The following is a 2,080-nucleotide window of genomic DNA, read 5'->3' on the forward strand; positions in this document are numbered from 1 at the left end:
TTGCAGCACGGCGGTGAGAATGGCGGCGGCGCCCTGCCGGGCGGCAAGGCCCGTGTCGCTGGTTTTCCTGTGCATGGGCGGGTTAAAGCACAGGGCCGCGGCCCGCGCAAAGCGGTGTCGCCGTTAACCCCAGGGGCGACGGACGGCGCTCCCCACCGCCTCAGCCATGCGGCGGAGGGCTGCGACGCGGTTTGCCGTGGCCGGATGGGTGGAAAAGAGATTGTCGCGGCCCCGGCCATTCAGCGGATTGATGATGAACATATGGGCCGTGGCAGGGTTTGCCTCTGCCGCTTCATTCGGCGCGCGGCGGGCGGCGGCTTCGATCCGCTCAAGGGCGGAGGCAAGCCAGATCGGGTTGCCGCAAATCTCCGCGCCGCCCGCATCGGCGGAATATTCGCGCGTGCGGCTGATCGCCATCTGCACGAGGGCCGCTGCCATGGGGGCGAGGATTGCGAGTGCAAGCGCGCCGATCAGCCCGCCGCCACCGCTTTCCGAATTACGGTTGCCGCCAAAGAACAGCGCGAAGTTCGCCAGCATGGAAATCGCACCGGCAATGGTTGCCGTCACGGTCATGGTCAGCGTGTCGCGATTTTTGATATGCGCCAGCTCATGTGCCATGACGCCCGCAAGTTCTTCAGGCGACAGCATGCGGATCAGGCCGGTAGTGGCGGCCACGGCGGCATTCTCCGGGTTGCGGCCCGTGGCAAAGGCGTTGGGCTGCGGATTGTCCACGATGTAGATCGCGGGCTCCGGCATGTTCGCGCGCCGGGCAAGCTCTTTCACGATGCGCACATAATTGGGTGCCGTCGTCTCATCCACGCGGCGCGCGCCATACATGCGCAGCACCATCTTGTCGGCATTCCAGTAGGCGAAGAAGTTCATGCCCGCCGCGACGACGAAGGCGATGGCAGCGCCGCCTGCGCCGCCGAGCAAATATCCAAGCCCCATGAAAAGCGCGGTCATGGCCGCCAGCAGCATGAAGGTCTTGAGCGTGTTCATCGTCTTTGTCGGTTTCCTTATATGAGTTTCCCATGCGCGGCGGAGTGGCCCGCCGGGGTGGAAGCGCACGGGAAGGCGCTTTATATGTAAGGGAAACCCAGTTTTCTTCAAGAAAGGCGGCATCACATGTCCGGGAGCAAGATGCAGCAGGAAGGCGAGGAGCACGGCGCTCGCAAAGCAGAGGCCGCGCCGCGCAAGGAATTGTCGCCGGCGGCCAAACGTGCGCTTGCCGAAGCGGAAGAGCGCCGCCGTCTTGCCGCTGAAAAAGCGCCGCTGCCGCGTGAGATAAATGGTCGCGGCGGGCAGGAGCCCACGCGCTATGGCGACTGGGAAGTGAAGGGCATCATCAGTGATTTCTGAGCAGGGAGCGGGGAGGCGCATGTGAGAGAGGAAGCGCCTTCCCGCTTTCGCCGCGCCCTTGTTGTGGGCGATATTGCCCTGCGCTTTCTTCTCTTTTTCGGCGGACTTGGCGCGGCGCTCTGGTTTGCCTTCATCTATTTTCCCGATGCCTATAATCTCTTCTCGCCGCCGGATATTCGTGAAAAGCCGACATTGGTAACGGGGCTCCAGCTTCGGGGTCTCGCGAATGAATATGCGATCTGCGTTTCGGTGGTGCAGGCATCGGGCGCAAAATCGCGACGGGCGAGCATCAATTCATCTTCTCCCGGTTGCGGGATGGAGGAAGGGCTGCATCTCGAACGATCCGGCATTTCCTATGGCGGCGGCATCGAGCTCACCTGTCCGGCCATGACAGCGCTTCTCATCTGGGAGCGCCATGTGGTGCTGCCAGCGGCGGAAAAACATTTCGGGTCGGCGGTGAGCCACATCCGGCATTACGGCACCTATGCCTGCCGCAATGTGAACCATCAGGAGGCTGGCCGCCGCAGCGGGCACGCGCGAGGCGATGCCATCGACATTGCCGGATTTGATCTCGAAAATGGCGAGACGGTCAGTGTGCTGAAGGACTGGGGAAGCGATACGCCGAAGGGCCGCTTCCTTGCCGAGGTGCAAGACGGAGCCTGCGGCCTGTTCCCGACCGTGCTCGGTCCGAACTACAATGCGGCCCATGTCGACCATTTCC

3 protein-coding genes are annotated in these 2,080 nt (G+C 63.1%); 2 read left to right on the top strand and 1 reads right to left on the bottom strand.

All coding sequences use genetic code 11. From position 1 onward, the window contains the following. Nucleotides 1–123 precede the first annotated feature (123 nt). A complete protein-coding gene (gene htpX / locus WBF74_RS06715) occupies nt 124–999 on the bottom strand; it encodes a zinc metalloprotease HtpX (protein WP_424437085.1) in 876 nt (291 codons plus the stop codon). Nucleotides 1,000–1,140: 141 nt separating this feature from the next. On the opposite strand from htpX, the gene WBF74_RS06720 reads away from it, so the two are divergent. Further along, nucleotides 1,141–1,359, top strand: coding sequence for a DUF1674 domain-containing protein (locus WBF74_RS06720; protein ID WP_424437091.1), 219 nt, complete (start codon nt 1,141–1,143; stop codon nt 1,357–1,359). Between the two features lie 21 nt (nt 1,360–1,380). After that, on the top strand, nt 1,381–2,080 hold a 700-nt coding region (locus tag WBF74_RS06725), incomplete at its 3' end, for an extensin family protein (RefSeq protein WP_424437088.1).

Source organism: Parvibaculum sp., assembly GCF_049672805.1.
Lineage (GTDB): Bacteria > Pseudomonadota > Alphaproteobacteria > Parvibaculales > Parvibaculaceae > Parvibaculum.

Coding starts and splice junctions, on each gene's coding strand:
- WBF74_RS06720 (WP_424437091.1), top strand. CDS start 1,141: ATGCAGCAGGAAGGCGAGGAGCACGGCGCTCGCAAAGCAGAGGCCGCG.
- htpX (WP_424437085.1), bottom strand. CDS start 999: ATGAACACGCTCAAGACCTTCATGCTGCTGGCGGCCATGACCGCGCTT.